Annotated in this window: 11 protein-coding genes; 3 read left to right on the top strand and 8 right to left on the bottom strand. The window is 40.4% G+C overall.

What is annotated here, in order from left to right; genetic code table 11:
- Positions 1 to 66: 66 nt before the first annotated feature.
- A complete protein-coding gene (locus H7U17_RS00055; protein WP_186754854.1) occupies positions 67 to 1,206 on the bottom strand; it encodes an acyl-CoA dehydrogenase family protein in 1,140 nt (379 codons plus the stop codon).
- A gap of 217 nt (positions 1,207 to 1,423) precedes the next feature.
- On the opposite strand from H7U17_RS00055, the gene galE reads away from it, so the two are divergent.
- Positions 1,424 to 2,437 (top strand): UDP-glucose 4-epimerase GalE, encoded by a 1,014-nt coding sequence (gene galE / locus H7U17_RS00050; protein ID WP_186753472.1) that lies wholly within the window; start codon positions 1,424 to 1,426, stop codon positions 2,435 to 2,437.
- Positions 2,438 to 2,515: 78 nt separating this feature from the next.
- On the opposite strand, the gene H7U17_RS00045 is transcribed toward galE, so the two are convergent.
- The 3 genes from H7U17_RS00045 to H7U17_RS00035 form a co-directional block, all read right to left on the bottom strand.
- A complete protein-coding gene (locus H7U17_RS00045) occupies positions 2,516 to 3,025 on the bottom strand; it encodes a DUF1579 family protein (protein ID WP_186753471.1) in 510 nt (169 codons plus the stop codon).
- A gap of 250 nt (positions 3,026 to 3,275) precedes the next feature.
- A complete protein-coding gene (locus H7U17_RS00040) occupies positions 3,276 to 3,761 on the bottom strand; it encodes a GNAT family N-acetyltransferase (protein WP_186753469.1) in 486 nt (161 codons plus the stop codon).
- 106 nt (positions 3,762 to 3,867) lie between these two features.
- Entirely contained in the window at positions 3,868 to 7,053 is a 3,186-nt protein-coding gene (locus H7U17_RS00035; protein WP_186753467.1) for a TonB-dependent receptor, read from the bottom strand.
- 458 nt (positions 7,054 to 7,511) lie between these two features.
- Here H7U17_RS00035 and H7U17_RS00030 point away from each other — a divergent pair, with 458 nt between their 5' ends.
- Complete coding sequence (locus H7U17_RS00030) at positions 7,512 to 8,219, top strand: lysoplasmalogenase (RefSeq protein ID WP_186753465.1); 708 nt, start codon at positions 7,512 to 7,514, stop codon at positions 8,217 to 8,219.
- A 56-nt stretch (positions 8,220 to 8,275) separates the two neighbouring features.
- Here H7U17_RS00030 and aspS read toward each other — a convergent pair whose 3' ends face one another.
- On the bottom strand, positions 8,276 to 10,030 hold the full coding sequence (gene aspS / locus H7U17_RS00025) for an aspartate--tRNA ligase (protein WP_186753463.1): 1,755 nt from the start codon (positions 10,028 to 10,030) through the stop codon (positions 8,276 to 8,278).
- Between the two features lie 291 nt (positions 10,031 to 10,321).
- On the opposite strand from aspS, the gene H7U17_RS00020 reads away from it, so the two are divergent.
- The gene (locus tag H7U17_RS00020; protein ID WP_186753461.1) at positions 10,322 to 11,608 is read left to right on the top strand and encodes a M23 family metallopeptidase; all 1,287 of its coding nucleotides are present in this window, start codon (positions 10,322 to 10,324) and stop codon (positions 11,606 to 11,608) included.
- A gap of 184 nt (positions 11,609 to 11,792) precedes the next feature.
- Here H7U17_RS00020 and H7U17_RS00015 read toward each other — a convergent pair whose 3' ends face one another.
- The 3 genes from H7U17_RS00015 to H7U17_RS00005 all read right to left on the bottom strand — a co-directional run.
- Positions 11,793 to 14,492 carry an OmpA family protein gene (locus H7U17_RS00015; protein WP_186753459.1) on the bottom strand — a complete coding sequence of 900 codons (2,700 nt, stop codon included), beginning with the start codon at positions 14,490 to 14,492 and terminating at the stop codon, positions 11,793 to 11,795.
- A 2-nt stretch (positions 14,493 to 14,494) separates the two neighbouring features.
- On the bottom strand, positions 14,495 to 15,469 hold the full coding sequence (locus H7U17_RS00010) for a PorP/SprF family type IX secretion system membrane protein (RefSeq protein WP_186753457.1): 975 nt from the start codon (positions 15,467 to 15,469) through the stop codon (positions 14,495 to 14,497).
- A 14-nt stretch (positions 15,470 to 15,483) separates the two neighbouring features.
- Positions 15,484 to 18,545, bottom strand: a 3,062-nt coding sequence (locus tag H7U17_RS00005) for a DUF7507 domain-containing protein (protein WP_186753455.1), incomplete at its 5' end; no start/stop codon positions are given.

Raw genomic sequence — 18,545 nt, 5'->3', positions numbered from 1 at the left:
AAGATAGTTTAGTAAAACAAAACATTCTTTTAAATCCACTGAATTCTCATCCAATAATTCGGAAATTTATTTCAATATCTCTCTTGAAATCACCAGTTTCTGGATCTCTGAAGTCCCCTCACCTATCGTACAAAGCTTGGCATCCCTATAATATTTTTCTACGGGATAATCCTTGGTAAAACCATAACCGCCAAATATCTGCACTGCTTCATTGGCTAGCTCCACGGCTACTTCTGACGCGTAATACTTCGCCTTTGCACTGGCCAAAGTCACATACTCCCCCCTGTTTTTCAAATCTGCAGCCTTAAATGTCAACAGCTTGGCGGCCTCCAATTTTGTGGCCATATCTGCCAGTTTAAAAGATATGCCCTGGTAAGAACTGATTGGTTTGTTAAACTGATGTCGCTCTTTTGAATACTGAATAGCTGCTTCCAAAGCCCCCTCTGCAATCCCAAGCGAAAGTGCTGCAATAGATATTCTCCCTCCATCCAACACCTTCATCGACTGAATAAAGCCTTCTCCTTCCTCCCCCAACATCTGGCTTTTGTGCACCTTACAATCTTCAAAAATCAATTCTGCAGTTTCAGAGGTACGCATCCCTAATTTGTCTTCCTTACGACCGCCTCTGAACCCTGCCATTCCTTTTTCAAGGATAAATGCAGTCATTCCATGGGAGTCGCCAATATTTCCTGTGCGGACGATGACAACCGCAACATCCCCAGATACCCCATGGGTAATAAAGTTTTTTGCACCATTGATAATATAATAATCGCCATCTTTTACGGCTGTAGTTTTCATATTGGCTGCATCAGAGCCCGTATTAGGCTCTGTAAGCCCCCAAGCCCCTAGGTATTCGCAGGAAGCTAACTTAGGCAAATATTTTTCCTTTTGTTCATCTGTACCAAAGAGCATAATATGCCCACAACAAAGTGAATTATGGGCAGCCATGGACAATCCTATTCCTGGGTCCAATTTTGCCAGTTCCAAAATAGCAGTAACATACTCATTATAACTAAATCCACTCCCTCCATACTTAGTAGGAATCAAGACGCCCATCAAGCCCAGTTCACCTAGTTTTTTAAAAAGTTGTAAAGGAAATTGCTGTTCATCATCCCATTCCTTTCTGAAAGGGCTTATTTCCTTAGCACCAAAATCCCTGATCATTTGAGCGATCATGCTTTGGTTTTCATTCAGATCAAAATTCATCATGGCATTGTTATTTATTGGGTAATATTCTTTTTTGGATTTGCTGGACAGGTATAAACCGGTCACTTAGCGCGTCTTTCTAAGATATTAACTTCCACGCAAATAATTAGTTTTCAAGGATTAAAAAGCCTTAAAAATTTTATGCCATATTGGATTACTTTATATTTGCCCATACATCAAACGAAGCCCCATTAAACCTATTTAAAACAAACAATTCATGCAACAAATTTTAATCACTGGTGGAGCAGGGTATATTGGATCCCATACCGCCGTAGCCTTGGTAAATGCCGGATTCGAGCCTATTATCATTGACAACTTTTCCAATTCCGAAAAAACAGTACTAAATGGCCTTGAAAAAATCCTCAATCGACCTGTCAAATGTTATGAAGGGGATTGTAATGACAGTGAAATGGTCAGAACTATTTTTAAGGAAAATAATATCTCCGGTGTGATCCATTTTGCCGCGTCAAAAGCCGTAGGTGAGAGCACTCAGATCCCCCTTAAGTACTACAGCAATAATATCAATTCCCTGATTGTATTATTGGAAACCATGAAGGAATTCAAAGTAAAAGACATTGTTTTCTCTTCTTCATGTACCGTTTATGGCCAGCCGGATGAATTACCTGTAAAGGAAACCACCCCTAGAAAAGATGCAGAAAGCCCTTATGGTAACACCAAAAAAATCTGCGAAGATATCCTCATGGACCATGTCAAAAGTGGTGCAGCAGCTAGAATTGTAGCCCTAAGGTATTTCAATCCTATCGGCGCTCACCCTAGTTCTCTAATCGGTGAATTGCCTATCGGTGTTCCTGCCAACTTAATACCATTTGTCACTCAAACCGGAGCTGGCATCAGAGAAAAAATCACTGTCTTTGGAGACGATTACAATACACCTGATGGTACCTGTATCAGAGACTATATCCACGTAATGGACCTGGCAGATGCCCACGTAAAATCCATTCAATATCTCGCAGACAAAAAGGACAACTTCTTTGACCTGTTCAATGTAGGTACTGGAAATGGCAATACGGTAATGGAAGTGATCAAGGCCTTTGAGAAAGTGAGTGGAAAACCGCTTAATTATGAACTGGGAGCAAGAAGAGCCGGAGATATTGAAAAAGTATGGGCCAATACGGACAAAGTGAGCAAAGTGCTAGGCTGGACGCCTGAATACAATTTGGAAGATGCCTTAAAAGATGCCTGGAACTGGCAATTGACATTAGCTAAATAACACAGAAGTATTGCAGCATAAAGAATAAGATCATTCAGGCCCTAGTTATCATTTAATTAGGGCCTTTTTATTGTCCCTCTATTTTTTATCCAAGGTCATTTCAAAACTTGGATACCACTTTTCACCATTAGGGGAATACTCACCTACCTCATGCCATTGGCCTGAATCATTAATACTGAGCACATATTTCATTTTTCCGCCCTGTGGAATATCAAAACCCCATTCAAAATTATCTTTGCCAAGCTCCTTAAAATAAGCATCTACACGCTGACCATTCCCTCTCCAAGCCATCATTTCATATTTCTCCTGCCACTGATTATAAGTGATCACAGCAACGGCATTGAATTTCAAGCTTCCCTCCACATAGCCTTTCCCCTCAATCAAAAGCATATTTCCATCTAGCCTAAAGCTCACATCTTCATATTGCCTCAACTCAATAAGTTGTCCAGCTCCCTGTCGGCTTTTTGCTATCCCAGACCAGTCCCCTTCCAGGAAGGCCAATTTCTCCATAGCCTGATCCGCTTTGTTCTGCCCCATGGCAAAACCTGACATGATCCAGAACAGTGCAAATGCAAATATTTTTCTCATAATTGATCTAAATTGTAGGAATATTAAACTTAAAGCAGTTTAAATAATAAAACAAATGGAATTGCTTAATGAATACTATCCAATAAAACAAAGATCAATTATACTCAGGTTTTTTCGGGTTCAAAGGCCAATATTACCTCACTCCTTATGAACCAAGCACATCTGAAGAACATTTAGAGTTTTTCCAATTCAAATTGATCAAACAAAACCCATCGTAATGATTCATCGCAAAAGTCAGTCATTTACAATCCTATAATTCTTTTAGCATCCATATACTGCAAGTATAATGCCCTGAATCACCGATTGGCTGTTCTAAACGTTTAAAACCTTGCTTTTCGTAAAGGCCGATAGCACTTTCAAATTCCGGTATACTTTCGATATAAAGTGATTGATAACCTAGCTCTAGCGCACGCAGCGTACATTTTTTCAATAATTCCTTTCCTATCCCTTTACCTCTTGACTGGGGTGAAAGATAAAACTTCACCAATTCGGCCACCTTTTTAGGTAGCCCCTCGGTTGGAAAAATCCCACAGCAGCCCAAAACCGCCCCATCAGCCTCAGCCAACCAAAACTCTGCCTTAGGAACCCTATCAAAAAGTCCATGCAAATCCTCCATATCAGGGTCTGCAAAGACTGTCCCTTCGCGAGGTGCATCGAATTCAACAAAAACGTTCTGGATCAATTCCTTTACAGTTTGATTATCCGCCTTTTGAATAAGTCTGTATTCTATTTTCATACGTGCAAAAATATAAAGATGCTTTAATGCCACTAATATTCCAGCAAATCAAAAAAAAAGTGCCCCAATTGCTCAGGACACTTCTTAGCTTGGATTTAATTAATTATCAATCAAAAATATACCTAATTCCAATCTGGCCTCTCCATCTGCTGAGGAAGTCGCTCACAAAGTAAGGCTTTCCATCACTCAGACCAGAGCCATCATAACTATAAGTAGGCACATAACCACCATCTTCATAACCTTCGAAATTAATTAATGAGAAAGAGTTATTGCTTACACTATATTGTCTACCCCACTCTTTGCTGATCAGGTTCCCCAGATTAAACACATCAAAAGAAAGCTGCAGTCTATGATTCGTTTCACCAACAGTAGCTAACTTAAATTCATGCATAAAACGGAGATCCACTTGATTGGTCCAAGGAAGCTTGTCGCCATTTCGCTCCACATATTGCCCTCGCCTAGAACTTAGATAATCATTACCTTCGATGAAGGCATTTAACCTACTCCACTGGGAAGCTTGCTCAGCAGCAGAGCCCACAAAATTGATCTCTCCTGCACTAGCGGGTACATAAATCAAATCATTTCCAAAAGTACGGTCGTTATTGATATCACCATCATACACATAAGAAAGCGGTACGCCAGATTGGCCATTATAGAAAAGTCCAATACTGGTAGAAGAACCATTCTTATAGCTGATCTTATAGTTTAAAGCAGCTACCACCCTAGAGCGGATATTATTATCAGCAAAACCCAATTCGGTATTATTACCACCATTTACTGTTTCCACATACCTCCAGTTAGAGAAAGCCTGACTTGAAGTGCCCCCGTTCACATCCTTGGATTCACCATAAGTATAAGCAGCACTCAATGACAAGCCACCATCAAAATTCTTCTGTAACTGTGCCGTTAAATTATAAGCATAACCTTTATTGGTATTGGTCAGCAGAAGAACATCATTAAAATTGCTATTCATATAAGCTCTTTCAAAAACGACCCTATTATCAGGCCCTCCTTGTAATGTCCCTGCTTCTTCTTTATTGAGATTTCTATAATCGATATTTTTTAAGTTTTTAGTATAGATCGCTTCAAAAGTTGCAATCAAACCTCCTGGAAACTGATGATCCACAGCACCATTTACCCTGAAAATTTGCGGAAACTTGAAATCTTTATCCGTTACATTAATTTCTGACGAACCAAGCGATTGATTTAAGTCTCCCGCATCCGGCTGACCATAAGGATCCGGCACAAAGGTAAAGTCTCCCACATCCTCAAAGTCTCCTTCACTTCCTTCATTCCTGAATAAAGAAACTCGTCCAAATTCATTCCCAGTATTCGTGTACTGATTAGATAACCAGACAAAAGGAACACGACCTGTAAATAGCCCTACGCCACCACGAACTTGGGTGGTGCCATTGCCATTTACATCCCAATTAAGCCCCACACGTGGAGAAACCATCAATTGCGCCCCTGGCATTTGCTCTGTAGCTACATCATATTCAGCAAAGGCCTCGTTAAATGCTTCGTTGACAGAAGGCTTTTCTGAGAAAGTTGGGATATCCAATCTCAGGCCTGCAGTGATTTTAAGGTCTCTTGTAGCCTGATATTCATCCTGTGCATAGAATCCCAACTGGAATGCATTGAACTCAGCCCCTTGCTGAGGATTATCTGTTCTGGAATAAGAATAATCATAACTTCTTGGCAGCACTTCACCAGGTGTACCCACCGTCTCAAAATCTTCTAGACTATAATAGGAATACGCACCAAAATTTTGACGGATAAATAGGTTGTAAGTACTATAGAATTCATTATGGGTACCAAAAGTCAGGGTATGCTTACCCTTGTACATGGTCAGATTATCCGTGATGGTCAATACATCTTGATCTAATTGGTTAGCAGTAGAAAAAGGCTCTGAACCCAGATTAATGCTTCTACCCCCACTAAGTCTTACATTTATCGCAGGGAAAGGCGCTCCTAAATAATCCCTGTCATCCCTCACAGTAGTATAACCTAGCCTAAACTCATTGGAAATATTGCCCCCGATATTACTAGTCCATTCCAAAACAGAACTGTTGGTAGTGGAAGGGAAAAATTCTCCATTATTATAAAAGTTAGCAGAGTTTGGACTCCTAGAGCCATCAATATTCTCTCCATACACATAAGAGTGACGCAAGGTCAATTTATTATTCTGGTTAATATTCCAGTCCAAACGAGCAAATACTTTTTCTGAACTGGTAGCATTGCTGTATGCACCATAAGGACCTGGATCATACCCCAACCTTTCAGCTACAGCAGCCACCCTATCCATTTCATCCATGGAGATATTAGAGCTTCCAGAACCAGGTTGGTAAAGTAATGGTTGAGTTCTGCTGGTCACTTCACCATTTACAAAGAAAAATAGTTTATCCTTTATAACAGGACCGCCCAACCTGAAACCGGTCTGATAATCCGTATAGCTATCAAGCTTTGTTCTTTCTTCATCCGGGCTCTTCCCTACAAAATCTTGATTATTGCTGTAATAATAAACGGACCCTTCATAGTTATTGGTACCAGAACGAGTAATCGCATTGATTCCACCACCAGTAAATCCACCTTGACGCACATCATAAGGGGCTATCACTACTTGAACCTGCTCAATAGCATCCAATGAAATGGGCTGCACGCCAGTCTGCCCTCCATTAGTTCCAGAAGCGGACAGGCCAAACACATCGTTATTTACCGTACCATCGATCGCAAATTGGTTGTATCGGTTATTTTGACCGGCAAAAGAAGTTCCTGACCCGGCAGTTGATGCCTGCGGAGTTAATCTGGTAAAATCAGAAATAGACCTAGAAATTGATGGCAATGAATTGATTTGCTCATTACTGATGCTTGTCGCCGCGCCAGTCCTTTCATCATTGATAACAGCACTTCGGGTAGCCAATACCTCTATCCCTTCTATTTCAAGGCCCTCTTCCTGTAAGACAATATCCAAACCGAATGATTGACCAAGCTGCAAATTGATATTCTCGATTATTGCTTTTTCAAAACCAATATAGCTTACTTCTACCTTATACGGACCCCCCACACGCATACCTTGAATAGTAAAACGTCCATCAATTCGTGTTGAGGCACCATACTTTGTTCCCGACGGGGTGTGCACAGCTACGACATTGGCACCAGGCAAGGTTTCCCCATTAGCATCTTCCACCACACCATTCATGCTAGCAGTGGTAATGCCTTGCCCATACAAGGTTCCTGCTCCAATAAAAAGCATGAATACCACCAAAAGATTTACTTGTAACAATTGCTTCATAACAAACTTTGTGATTAATAAAAACTGTTTAAAATCCGAACTAATTACGCACAAAATAATAGCACTTTTCAACGTTTTATTTTTATTATTCATTAAATAAACACACCTAAACACTTAGTCTACTTAATATATAAAAAACACCATTTAAAATAATATTCTAAATATAATCACTAAAATACTTCAATTCAAAATCAAACAATACACAAAACCTATTTATCGAAAGCTTTAGTATAAAAAAACAAGCTAACGAATATATCCCATTAAATATGATTTAAATACATTTATCATTCACTTATTGATACTTTTTATCTTTTCAACACTCTAATAAAATTTTATTATCTTCAAAATTCTTTCAAAATCACCGTTCAAACCAAGTAAAAAGCACTCTCATCAACAAGTGAATGATTATCAAAAAACAATTCACTTGTTATCCATAGCTTTAAAAACTAAAGGAATTTATGCAGACTAAAGGAATTGGCTGGCTATATCTTTATCTCTTTTCAGGATTGGCTGATATAGCATTAATCACCCAGCAGCAAGAACAGATGAGGTTTATTTCCAAACCTTTGCTGATGATATCCTTAACCGCCTACTTTTTGAGTGCTACCACTCTGATAAAGAATAGTTTGCTAAGAAAATCGGTAGGAGCAGCCCTGATTCTATCCTTAATCGGGGATGTGTTTTTGCTGTTTCCGGAAATGTTTTTGTACGGCCTGGGCGCCTTCTTTATTGCCCAAATATGCTATATCATTGCTTTCAAGCTTATCCAAAACCATCAGATAAATCTTAGGCAGATCAACTTTCTGAAAATCTTCTTTTACAACCTTCCCATTTATATTGCCGCAGCAATAGTTTACTTCCTCATCAATGACAACCTCCAACAACTTAAAACTCCCGTAGTTTTATATATCCTGGCTATGGTCATGATGGTAAGTACAGCAAGAGAGCGATTCAAGAGAACAAATACACAAAGCTTTGTCCAGGTATTCTTGGGTGCTGTACTCTTTTTGATTTCAGACAGCATAATAGCCCTGGACCTGTTCTTTCAGCCCATAAAAAATAGTGGGGTACTAATAATGGGCACTTATATCCTTGCCCAACTATTGATTGTCATGGGCATCAGAAGCCACCTTGTTTTTAGCCCTTTTAAAACTAAAGACCAATAAAAAAGCAGGCACCTGTAAGGCACCTGCTCAAAATGTATATTCAAAATTATTTGATATTACTTCTTAAGGTTCAATTGAATGCTCAATTCTTTTAATTGGTCATCAGCGATAGCACTTGGTGAATCTATCATCACATCCCTTCCAGAATTGTTTTTCGGGAAGGCAATATAATCTCTTATGGAGTCACTGCCTCCAAATATGGCACAAAGCCTATCAAAGCCAAAGGCTATCCCTCCATGCGGTGGGGCTCCATATTCAAATGCCTCCATCAGGAAACCAAACTGTTCTTGGGCTTCCTCATCAGTAAAGCCCAAATGCTTAAACATGGTTTTCTGGGTTTCACGGTCATGGATCCTGATAGAACCGCCACCGATCTCCACGCCATTGATCACCAAGTCATAGGCATTTGCCCTCACAGCGCCTGGATCTGACTCCAATAAGCCAATATCCTCTTTTTTAGGAGAGGTGAATGGATGGTGCATGGCATGGTACCTTTCAGTTTCTTCGTCCCATTCCAATAATGGAAAGTCCAATACCCAAAGAGGCTTGAACACATTCTTATCCCTTAATCCAAGATCTGCCCCCATCTTCAGCCTCAATTCAGAAAGCTGTTTTCTGGTAGCATTCTTATCTCCAGATAGGATCAACATCAAATCGCCAGGATGCGCACCCATTTTATCGGCCCATGATTTAAGGTCTTCTTGGCTGTAGAATTTGTCTACGGAAGACTTAAAAGACCCATCTTCATTGCATTTCACATATACCAAACCTTTGGCACCGATCTGTGGACGCTTCACCCACTCAGTCAATGCATCAACCTGCTTTCTGGTATAACTGGCAGCACCTGGAGCACAAATACCCACTACCAATTCCGCAGCATCAAAAACATTGAAACCTTTGTTTTGAGCCAATTCATTTAGCTCAACAAATTTCATATCAAACCTCAAATCAGGCTTGTCATTACCATAATATTTCATGGCATCGGCAAACGTCATTCTTTCCACTTCTGGTAATTCTACCTTTTTCACTGTGGAGAACAAATGTTTTACCAAACCTTCAAAGGTCTGCAAGATATCTTCCTGATCCACAAAGGACATTTCGCAGTCAATCTGAGTAAACTCAGGCTGTCTGTCCGCCCTTAGGTCTTCATCTCTAAAACACTTTACTATTTGGAAATAACGGTCAAATCCACTGACCATCAACAATTGCTTAAAGGTCTGAGGTGATTGTGGCAGGGCATAAAACTCCCCTTGGTTGATCCTGCTAGGCACCAAAAAGTCCCTTGCACCCTCAGGCGTAGATTTGATCAAAACTGGAGTTTCCACTTCCATAAAATCTTCCGCATCCATGAACTTCCTGGTCTCCTGCATCATATGATGCCTCAGCTGAAGTTTCTCACGGACCACCCTTCTCCTCAAATCCAAGTAACGGTATTTCATCCTCAATTCCTCTCCCCCATCAGTCTCATCCTCGATGACGAAAGGAGGCACCTTGGCCGCATTCAATACTTCCAAAGTCACGGCCTTCAATTCAATATCTCCGGTAGGAATCTTATTGTTTTTAGAAGTTCTTTCAATCACTTCTCCTTTGGCCTGAATAACAAATTCTCTTCCCAAAGAAGCAGCTTTATCCAATAGCTCCTGATCACTGGACCCTTCTTCAAAAATCAATTGGGTAACTCCGTATCGGTCTCTCAAGTCTACCCATACCAATCCACCTTTATTTCGGACCCGTTGTACCCAACCAGAAAGTGTCACTTCCTTGCCCACATCCTCTAAGCGTAACTCTCCACAAGTATGTGTTCTTAGCATATTTTTATTGTTTTATTCAATATTGATCGCCAAAGATAATAATTCGAATCACAGTTTACTATTATGACAAAGAGTATCACATATTTTTATGATCTTTTTTTCGGCAAAGTTCAAAAAATGACGAGCTTTGCGACTCAAATTCCAAGGTCAAAATCAGAGAAAATCCACTAATCTAAGTAATGAGTACCAAGCTACTGGTAAGTGGCTCAAAAAAAGGCCCAAACACTTGGATTTTGACCTAAATATAAATTAATTACCGTATTATTTAATCGCCAAAATCAAAATTAGGGAATGAAGAAAAAATTGATCGCAGCAACTGGAGCAATGTTGCTGGCGGCAGCAGGAATTGGTTTTTACCAATTTAACCTTGAGCCGGAACGTGAGGTAGTGGTAGAAGAAACTCAAACACCTGTAGAAACAGCAATCGTAAAGGAAAAAAACTTACTTTATGGAATTGACGTGGACGATCTAGCTGTTGTGGAAGGTGTAGTGGGCAGAAATCAAACACTCTCAACTATCCTGGCCCCTTTTGATGTTCCTTACCAAATTATTGACCAAATAGCGAAAAAATCCAAGGACATCTTTGATGTGAGGAAAATCGCCTACAATAAAAAATATACAGTACTAACTGCTAAAGACAGTAGTTCCACAGCAGAGTTTTTCATCTACGAGCCCAATGCTGCCGAATTTGTGGTATACAAACTAGATGGTAAAGACATTTATAAAGAGGCCAAACCGGTAGAAATTCGCAAACGGGAAGTGGCAGGACAAATCACCTCTTCTCTTTATGTGAACATGACCCAACAAGGCATCACGCCAGACTTAATTGACCAATTTGCTGATCTTTATGGTTGGAGCGTAGATTTCCAACGCCTGCAAAAGGGTGACAAATACAAAGTAGTCTATAATGAAAGAGTTGTCGAAGGAGAGGTAGTAGGAGTTGATGATATACAAGCGGCCTTTTTTGAGCACATGGGACAGCCTTATCATGCCATCCCTTTTGAACAAAATGGACAGGTTTCCTTTTTTGACGAGAAGGGCAATAGCTTTAAAAAGGCATTCTTAAGAGACCCTGTTAAATTCACCCGAATCAGTTCTCGTTACAACCTAAGAAGATACCACCCTGTACAAAAAAGATACAAAGCCCACTTGGGAACGGATTATGCGGCCCCAAGAGGAACAGAAATCCGAGCAGTAGGAGATGGAACCATCATTGCCGCAAGCTATACCAGAGGCAATGGAAATTATGTCAAGGTTAAACACAATGGCACCTATACCACCCAATATCTACACATGTCAAAGATCGCAGGTGGGATAAGAAATGGTGTTAGGGTGAAGCAAGGACAAGTAATTGGCTATGTAGGAAGTACAGGCTTAGCAACAGGTCCTCACCTTTGCTTTAGGTTTTGGAAACATGGTAAACAAGTGGATTGGTTAAAAGAGGACATTCCACCATCCGAACCTATCTCTGAACAAAATAAATTGGCTTTTGAAAGAGTAAAACAGGAAAAACTAGACTTACTTGCTTCCATCCCATATGAGGAAGGTCAAGAAGAAAGACTATTAACTGAAAGATAATAAGTACCAGCCAATAGGAACAATCTAGCATCCAAGATCAATTAAGTCCTTGAAGCCCAGTCTGGAAATCAATCAATGAATCTTTCTAAAATTCCTTGATATTCAACTAATTTCTGGACAATAAAAAAAGCAGGTGATCAATTATGATCACCTGCTTTTTTTATCTTGATTGATTATCTGTTCATTAAAAATTCATGATCCAAGCTCCTTCATATCCCGCTTTTCTCACTTGGGCCAACTGCTTACTAACCTCATTGGCATTATTGCTTTTTATAGCATAGCAATAATATAATCCACTTGCATCATCAATGAAAAAGCCCGCATCGGCAAAGCCATTCAATCTGGAATTCAAGGAATGATTAGTGGCGTTGGTGCTGGAGGAAAATACTCCAGTCACCACTACTGTTCCACTAACTTCACTGATCAAACCTTTTTTTTTAAGATAAGCCACCTTTTCTTCCTGAATTGCTTCATTGGAAGCGTTGATGTTCTTTTCATTTAGCATCAATTTGATTTCCGTCCTTCTGTTCAGCTGATGTTCTGCTTCAGAACAGTTGCCATCTTCACAGCCATGAACAGGGCGTGACTTTCCAAACCACTTATAGGAAATTCTACTTTCATCTATTCCCCTGTTTGTAAGGAAATCCCTTACCACCTCAGCTCTTCTTTCAGAAAGCCCTTCATTATAAGCTTCAGAGCCTCTTACATCTGTATGTCCTTCCAGCGCCAATAGAACGCCTTCTCTTTCTTTCATCAAAAGCAATAAACGCTCCAACTGTTTCACTCCCTCAGCTCTCAAGTTTGCTTTGTCAAAATCAAAATAAACGGTAGGCACATTCATCTGAATACCTAGATTAGGCTTAGAACACAGATCTAATAAGTCCGCAGGTAATTCATATTCTCTCTGCTCATCCGCAAAAGCCATCAATACCAATTCACTTCTTCGGTTCAGTTGGTGAGAACGCTCAGGACAAGGCACTCCATCTCCACAATCATTGGCCAATTCTTTTTCTCCAAACCACTCTTCATGCACTCTAGAGGAAGCAATACCTTTTTCTCCCAAATAAGCAGCCACTGCATCCGCTCTGCTATTACTCAATTTCTCATTATACTCGTCCGAAGCGCGTGCATCTGTATGTGACCTTACCATTAAATCAAGGTAAGCGTGCTCATTCATCAAAGAAGCTAACTTATCCAATACTGGCTGGGCATCATTTCTGATCATTGATTTATCTAGGTCATAATAGACCAAATCAACAAATACTGTAGTCTTATAAGGTATTGGAATCATGGTATATTCCCTTTCTAGCAAAGTACCTTCCATGCCAACAGAACTGATGTTTTCATCATGAACTGGGAAATAACCTTTTTTACTGATCTTCAATTCATAATCTGCTTCAGGAGCAATATTGGCTTTGATTTCCCCTTCTACATCCCTTTCTAGATCAATAGCCTTATCTAAATCCTTTTCAATGAACTCTGCAACAAACCCATCTGTAATCAAGTCTCCATTACAGTCTTCGACCTTAGCCAAAAACCTCCTATACATATCCTTGATAAGATAAATATCATCAAAGCCCATCCCGCCAGTTCGGTTAGATGATAGATATTGACTACCTTCCTCAGACAAGGTCATGGCAAAATCATCCTGTGGTGAATTGTATGGAATACCCATATTTTTCACATTGGAGAAACTATCATTTTCATAATCTGCAGTAAAAATATCCAGCCCTCCTAGCCCAAAATGTCCATTGGAAGAAAAGTAAAAATGCTTCCCAAAAAGGAACGGGTCTCTCTCATCTCCACTTGTATTGATGGCTTCACCTAAATTTTGGGGTTCACCAAAATTAAAATCTTTGTCATATTCAACAACATAGATATCAAATCCACCATAACCACCTTCCATATCAGAAGCAAAATAAAGCTTATTGCTAGACTCATCCAGGAATGGATTGATAAGTGAATACTTCAAAGCATCATTCAAAGGGAAGGCGCTATAGTCAGCAAACTCTCCATTCTCACCTATTTTACTGAAGTAGATCTCTGGGTGAAAATCGACAAACTCATCTTGTTCCTGACCATAATCCATTTCTGGATTGATCATTTTTCTGGTTTTCACCTTCTTACCATCTACTCTTTTCACCTCACGGGTGACCGTATAAAAGGCAACTGCCTGTTCTTCCAAAAAGAAAGGATCCGCAAAATGGTAACTATCAGGAACCGGTGAATTCAAACTGGCCACCTGTCCATCTTTATTGATTTTATAAACCGTCAAGAAATCTCGACCTGTCCAAGCGTAATGGTCTTCATCAATTTTATTGGAAACATCAAATCTCAATGCCGCTTTTCCAGAACCACCTTCAGCACCTCTGTCAGAGGCAAAGTATTTGTTGCCCTTAGTATCCATCACCATTCCAAAATCTGCTGATGATGAATTCATAGAGTCGATACCCACAGCTTCCAAAGCCACAGGCTTATTGTACCAACTCATCATGGAATCCAAGTTGATCTTGTCCAGCTTCCCATCCTTAGGCAAGGAATCCATTGCAACAACCAATTCATCCATCTTTCCAAGCTGGTTGGCTGCAGCAGCAAAACTCACATAATCCTGGGTGCTGGCCTCTTCAAAACCAACTGTAGTCTTCCACCATTTATAAGCATTATCATAATCATTCAGCTTTTGGTAGCTTTTTGCTGCCATCTGTGCTGCGACATACTTACCCTTTTTATCGAAAGCCTTTTCATAAACTTGAGCGGCTTCCTCATAGTTAAACAACTTATACTGTTTATCAGCATAACGGAGGAGAGCATTTTGACCAAAAGCCGGTACTTGGCTAAATCCTATAAATGCACCCACAAACAGAAGTATAAAAATCCTTTTCATATCTAGAACCATCTTGGGTTTTTCATTCTAATATTTTTAGGAGTAATATAATAACCCACAGAAATCTCATGTGAATTGTTTCTCAAATTACTCAAAACATTGGTACTATGATCATAAGCATATCCTATTCTCAAATTATTTGTTGCAAAAATCTCAATGATGGCCGCAATGGAATTCCTCTTGGATAAACCTTCCTGCAAGGCCTCATTGCCATTGCCCATATTGGAACGAAAAGACCCACCTAGCCATACTGTCTGCATGAATAGGAACATACCATTAATATCATAATTGGTAGGACTTCCTTTTTCTTCCTTGATTAAAATCGAAGGCTTGAACTGCACATCTTCTGAAATCGGAAGCATGGCTCCTGCGGTAAAATAATAGTGAAAATTATGATAAGCCAAGGCAATATCTTCCTTCTCCAATGCCTTCTTTCCTACCAAATTATATACACTTATACCAGTATAAAACCTTGCAGTATTGAAGAAAATTCCTGTATTGATATTCGGGGTAAAGACATTTACCCTTCCTTCAGGAATATTATTATCTCCAAAATCATTAGGATCCAACATGGTACCATCAATCACATACTCAGAAACCCCGGCACTTACCCCCAGACCAAGGAAAGACTCATGTCCTGTCTGAATCCTGTAAGCATAAGTCAGCATTCCTGAAGAGGTCTGTGATGGACCGATTTTATCAGACATAATAGAAGCACCAAAGCCCATTCTTCCTTCATTGGCACTTAAATCTGCCGTAATGGTAAAGGTTTTTGGAGCGCCTGGGAAATTCACCCATTGGCTTCTATAGGTTGATTGAATATAGGGTACTCCCTTATAACCGGCATAACCCGGGTTCACATGCAGTCCATTGAATATGTATTGGCTGAACTGCGGAAGCTGTTGGCCAAAAGTACCCTGGGTAGCCATGAAGGCTACCACTAGGGACATTATGAAAATTTTAAAAATACTTTTCATCTTTTTATCAGCTTTTAGTTATCGAATTCACTTCCATCCTTAATCACTTGGATCCAACCTTTAAAGATATGTTGCTCTCCTTGTCTGTCAGTAACTGTCAGTACGTAGAAGTAGGAACCTGCATTAAGGCCTTCTGCTGTCCAATCTTGCTGGTAATCTTTCGCTTCGTAAACGTGGTCTCCCCATCTGTTGAAGATCACAATCTCGTTTTGCTCAAATTTATCCAGACCTTTGATCACAAACTGATCATTTTTATTATCGACATCTCCTGGTGTGATTACATTAGGAATGAAGAACGGTTCGATAACATTTTGATCTATTGCTGTATTATCATCAGGATCAATTTCATTTTCAGCTGCATCTACAGTCACTTCATTGATCACATTTCCTGCTGCTTCAGCTCTTACTGTCAGTGTGATAGTAAGCTCGCCTCCCACTGGGAAGGATGGTATGCTCCAAGTTACATTTTGTCCGTTCACATCCATTTGTGGAACTATATCATCACTACTGCTCACATAAGTCGCATCCACGAAGCTTACATTTGATGGTAGTCGATCTGTTACTAGAACATCGCTTGCATCAGCCACTCCCTCATTACGAACGATGATCTGATAGTCGAATTGGTCACCTTCGTAAATCTCTGCATCCATGGAAGACTTGGTAATACTCAAGTCAATGTCCGCCAACTCGATCACCACAGGATCCGCTTCATCACTTACCGAATAATCTCCTGCAGTTGCAGTTGCCACATTGACAGCGGTACCTTCTGTAAGTGCCATCACTTGGATGTCAAAGGAGATGGACTCGCCAACCCCTAGGCTCGGCACTGACCATACTGTCGTTTCTCCATCAGCTGGCTCCATTGTAGAAGACACTATCATTAATTCAGCCGGTAGCAGATCTGACAACAGGATGTCCTCTACTGTAAACATGCTATTATTAGTTAAGCTGATAGTATAGGTTACTATTTCACCTACTGTTGCGCTGGTTACATCCACTGTTTTTTCAATGCTCATTGACAATGGTCTCACCTCAACGGTTACCTCTGCTGTGCCGCAGATTGGATCAGGGATACTTACATCACACACTTGGTAAGTGAAAGTATCTGTACCACTGAAGTTCGTATCAGGAACATAAGTAACTGTTCCATCTGAATTCACGGTTACTGAACCATTTGCCGGCCCATCGACCACTGACACACTTGAGTTATCCAGCTCAACAAAATCAGTAGCATCATTGTCCAAGACATCAATATTAACTTCCTGGTTCTGATTAGTAGTCACTTCGTCGTCCATTGGCAACACTTCGTTGGCAACAATTCTGAAGGTTACTAATGCATCGTCCATATTGCTTGGGTTAAGTTTTTCTCTCAGCTCATATCTCAAGGTATATTCTCTGGCTTCTACACCTGGAAGTATGGACAATGTTCCATCAGCTGCAATCTCCAATCCTATGATGCCATCCAAATCAACAAACTCAAAGTCAACTTCATCAGGACTCACAGGCTGTCCGTTCAGCCTATCGTTCAATAGGATATTTCCAAAGGTTCTAGAATTAGGTCTATTGAAGGCCCCAAAGTTATCATCGTTAGCGATGATCCTGTTGAAGGAAGCTCCAGACTCTTCGCTTGCATCATCTTCAATCACATTACCTTGTGGATCATTGGCAGAAGCATTTGCCACATTGATAACACCTCCATTATCCAAATCACTCTGAGTTACAGTATAAGGCGTATTGAAGGATGCTGTTTGACCTGGGGATAAGCTTGCCACAGTTTCTTCAAATCCTGTCAATGGATCGCTAACTATAACATTGTTCAGCGTTACATTTCCAGTATTGGTCACTGTCAAGGTATAAGTGATTACTTCGCCGGTTACGCTGAAGCTTTCCTTATCCGCAACCTTCTCTAGGTTAATTCCCGCATTCAATTCAGCAGGAACGTCCTCCTCGTCACCAAACTCGTGATCATTATCCCTTGGACCTTTACCGACTACTGAAGCTTGGTTATTAACAAAACCTCTATCTAGATCTTCCTGGGTCACTGTATAACTGGTAAGAACCGATTCTACTTCACCTGGGGCAAGACTTTCTACCTTATGCACTAGACCTGTGAGAGGATCCACAATGAATATATTGGACAAGGTAACATTACCCGTGTTGGTTACATTAATTTCGTAATCCAATACATCACCCACAGCATCAAAGCTTTCACTAATCGCTACCTTATCCAAATGGATACCTGGTGTTTGATCTCCATCAATGGACACCTCATCACTATCACCTTCTTGTTCTCCACCTGGTGAATCACCAGACACAGAAGCGATATTTGTCAGCATTCCTGCATCCAAATCTTCTTGCGTGATCGCATAAGTTGTAATTACCTGCCTTTCTTCATTTGGCATCAAACTACCTATATTCTCATCCAAGCCAGTTAATGGGTCTGTAATAATCACATCACTAAGACTCACGTTTCCTGTGTTGGTCACTGTCAAGGTATAAGTAATCACTTCGCCAAGAGCACTGTAGGAATCCTTATCTACAGATTTGATCAAATCGATTGATGCTGACTGAGTAATCATGGTAACAGCATCATCCTGAATATCAGCAGTCTCATTGCTGCTCACAACAGCCACATTCACCAAATCTGAGCCGGCATCGATATCTTCCTGAGTAGCTGCATAACTTGCGCTGTATACCCAAGTTTCTGTCAAATCCAACTCTCCGTCTGTATCTATATCACCACTTTCAAGTGTTGCTCCGCCGGCAAAGGCATCTGCTACACTTACTCCGGTCAAGCTTACATTACCGGTATTCGTTACAGTGATCGTATAGTTCAAGGTCGTCGGTGCACTGATGTCAGTTGCATCTACTGTTTTTTCTATCGCAATGCCTGGTGCCTGCGTAATCGTTGTTACCGCATCATCCTGAGCATCTGCTGTCTCATTACTACTTACTATTGCAGTATTAACTAAGTCTAAACCTGCATCGATATCTTCCTGAGTAGCTGCATAACTTGCGCTGTAAACCCAAGTTTCTGTCAAATCCAACTGACCATCATCGTCTGCATCTCCGCTCA

This window comes from Echinicola salinicaeni (genome assembly GCF_014280965.1).
Lineage (GTDB): Bacteria > Bacteroidota > Bacteroidia > Cytophagales > Cyclobacteriaceae > Echinicola > Echinicola salinicaeni.
Note: the sequence above shows the minus strand (reverse complement) of the source record. Positions and strands in the feature narration are given on the sequence as shown.

Coding starts and splice junctions, on each gene's coding strand:
- H7U17_RS00055 (WP_186754854.1), bottom strand. CDS start 1,206: ATGAATTTTGATCTGAATGAAAACCAAAGCATGATCGCTCAAATGATC.
- galE (WP_186753472.1), top strand. CDS start 1,424: ATGCAACAAATTTTAATCACTGGTGGAGCAGGGTATATTGGATCCCAT.
- H7U17_RS00045 (WP_186753471.1), bottom strand. CDS start 3,025: ATGAGAAAAATATTTGCATTTGCACTGTTCTGGATCATGTCAGGTTTT.
- H7U17_RS00040 (WP_186753469.1), bottom strand. CDS start 3,761: ATGAAAATAGAATACAGACTTATTCAAAAGGCGGATAATCAAACTGTA.
- H7U17_RS00035 (WP_186753467.1), bottom strand. CDS start 7,053: ATGAAGCAATTGTTACAAGTAAATCTTTTGGTGGTATTCATGCTTTTT.
- H7U17_RS00030 (WP_186753465.1), top strand. CDS start 7,512: ATGCAGACTAAAGGAATTGGCTGGCTATATCTTTATCTCTTTTCAGGA.
- aspS (WP_186753463.1), bottom strand. CDS start 10,030: ATGCTAAGAACACATACTTGTGGAGAGTTACGCTTAGAGGATGTGGGC.
- H7U17_RS00020 (WP_186753461.1), top strand. CDS start 10,322: ATGAAGAAAAAATTGATCGCAGCAACTGGAGCAATGTTGCTGGCGGCA.
- H7U17_RS00015 (WP_186753459.1), bottom strand. CDS start 14,492: ATGAAAAGGATTTTTATACTTCTGTTTGTGGGTGCATTTATAGGATTT.
- H7U17_RS00010 (WP_186753457.1), bottom strand. CDS start 15,469: ATGAAAAGTATTTTTAAAATTTTCATAATGTCCCTAGTGGTAGCCTTC.